Origin of the sequence: Shewanella sp. SG41-4 (genome assembly GCF_014164505.1) — a bacterium.
GTDB lineage: Bacteria > Pseudomonadota > Gammaproteobacteria > Enterobacterales > Shewanellaceae > Shewanella.
In genome coordinates this window covers 1-2638 of record NZ_JACJFI010000404.1, presented here as the reverse complement: position 1 = coordinate 2638, position 2638 = coordinate 1, and the positions used below count along the sequence as shown (strand labels likewise).

The window sequence follows — 2638 nt, the reverse complement described above, 5'->3', positions numbered from 1 at the left end:
ATTGAAGCTGTAAAAGTTCGAGGAAAACCTAGTCATGTTATCTCCTCATTATCGGGACTTGGGGGGCCACAAAAAGCGTTTAATGAAATAGTTGATCTCGGAGTTGTATTTGATGATTATCCAAAACCAGTTCAACTCGTAGAATACTTCATTAGCATGATCGGTGGTAACAACTTTACTATCCTTGACTTCTTCGCTGGTTCAGGAACTACCGCTCATGCAGTAATGAACTCTAATACTTTTGATAGCGGTACTAGAAAATTTATTGCAATTCAATTAGATGAAAAAACAAATGAGAGCTCTGAAGCAAGAAAAAAAGGTTTTTCCTTTATATCCGAAATAACAAAACAAAGAATTAAGTTGGCTGGAGAAAAAATATCTCTTAGTGGTAAAGAGCAAGATTTAGGGTTTCGATTTTTAAGAGTAGACTCTTCCAATATGACAGAAATTTTTTATAAACCAGATCAAATTAACCAAGAAGATATGTTTGCTCAAGTTGAAAACATTAAAGCAGATCGCACTGACGAAGATCTATTATTTCAAGTGTTATTAGACTGGGGCGTTGGGCTAACTTTGCCAATCTCGAAACAGCAACTTTCATCAAAAGATGTATTTTTTGTTAATGCCAATGAAAATGGTGAAGGTGCTGATTTAATTGCTTGTTTTGGTAAGAATATCTCAAATGAACTTATTAAAGCTCTTGCAGAAAAACAGCCACTGCGCGTGGTTTTCAGAGACGATGGTTTTGCTAACGATTCAGTAAAAATTAACGTTGAGCAGATATTTAAACAAATATCACCAATGACTGATGTTAAATCGATTTAAGGTGGCTTTTATGGGAGGAGAAAAATGAGTAGCTCATTGGACAAAGTAACCATTAAGGGCTTTAAATCGATAGAGTCACTTGAAGAGTTTGAACTTAAAGCGCTGAATATTATTGTTGGTGCTAACGGTGCCGGCAAAAGTAATTTTATCGCCTTTTTTAAATTATTAAATGCGTTGATTGATGGTAATTTAAATCGTTTTATCCGCGATAGTGGTGGTGCGGTTGATCAATTATTTGGTGGTCCTAAAAAAACTAAAAAAATTGAGTTTTCAACCCGTTTTGGTACGCGTGGCTTTCGCTTTAATTTAGTTGCAACGCCCAATAATGACGTTGCGATAGAAGATGAAGCGCGTTATTACAGTCATAGTGTTTATGGTTGGTGGAGCTTAGGAGATAACTCAGTAGGTGCATCTAAAATGGTAGCAGAAGTTAAAAACAATACCTCTGACGCACAGTATTCTCGACCTGTTTATGATGCTATTACCTCTTGGAAGATCTACCATTTTCACGACACCAGTGCTACTGCGCCTATGCGTGGTTACGAAATTGTTCAAGACAATAAAGTACTACGTTGGGATGCTTCAAATATTGGCGCTTTTTTATTGAAATTGAGGGATGACTATAAAAGTGAATACCAAGAAATTGTTAATGCGATCAAATTAGTTACGCCATTTTTTGACGATTTCCAATTGGAACCACGTAAAAGTGGCGAAAAGGAAGAAGTTAATTTGAGCTGGACTCAAAAAGGCTCTGACTACCCAATGCAACCGTATCACTTATCTGATGGTTCTATTCGTTTTATTTGTTTAGCTACCGCATTGCTACAGCCGAATCCGCCTTCAACGATTATTATTGATGAACCAGAGCTAGGTTTACATCCTGCGGCGATTGCTATTTTAGCAGAGCTCATTAAAGCTGCGTCTGAACGCACTCAAGTAGTGATAGCCACTCAGTCACCAGAATTAATTAATTACTTTTCAATTGAAGATATTATTGTTGCTAACAGAAAAGACAGTGCAACAACATTCACCCGATTAGATGAAAAGGATTATGAAGATTGGCTTGAAGATTATTCTGTTGGTGAACTTTGGAATAAAAATATTATTGCTGGGGGGCCTGTGAATGAGTGATTACATGGAGGTTGTCGCAATAGTTGAAGGTAGAACAGAGCAAATATTTATTGAGCGTATTCTCAAACCCTATTTAGCAGCAAAAAACATTTTTATGACGGCGACGCAAATATCAAAGCCAGGTCAAAAAGGTGGCGATGTGAAATTTAGCCGGGCTGAAAGAGACATTGGCCGCTTTTTAAAGCAAAGAGCTGATACCTATGTAACACAGTTTTTTGATTACTATGGCCTAAAAGAGTGGCCTAATTTAGAGACTATCACTAATCAAAACCATATAGAAATAGCAGCGCTGTTAAATGATGGCGCAGTAGAAAAGATAAAACAAAATCATACCAATATCGATATTGATAAAAGATTTATTCCTTATATGGCGATGCATGAGTTTGAAACCTTATTGTTCAGTGATGAAGCTATTTTAGCGAATGCGCTTAAGGTAAATGTTGAAGATGTTAATGCCATTGTTGAAGCATGCGGAGAGCCAGAGAAGATTAATAATAGCCGAGAAACTGCCCCGTCAAAACGTATAAATAACTTAAAGCCTAGTGGTAAATTCAGAAAAACAACCGAAGGTATCACCATTGCCGAACAAATAGGCATAGATAAAATGCGTGCCCGTTGCCCTCTTTTCAATGAATGGTTGAACAAAATAGAAGCTACGATGGAAGCTGTGGCAGGAGACGAA

General features: G+C 37.1%; 3 protein-coding genes. All 3 read left to right on the top strand.

The annotated features are described in order from the left end of the window. On the top strand, positions 1-825 hold an 825-nt coding region (locus H5202_RS20300), incomplete at its 5' end, for a DNA methyltransferase (protein ID WP_220493947.1). A gap of 24 nt (positions 826-849) precedes the next feature. Then, on the top strand, positions 850-1956 hold the full coding sequence (locus H5202_RS20295) for an AAA family ATPase (RefSeq protein WP_182773658.1): 1107 nt from the start codon (positions 850-852) through the stop codon (positions 1954-1956). Next, positions 1949-2638, top strand: a 690-nt coding sequence (locus H5202_RS20290; RefSeq protein WP_182773657.1) for a DUF4276 family protein, incomplete at its 3' end; no start/stop codon positions are given. The genes H5202_RS20295 and H5202_RS20290, both read left to right, overlap by 8 nt.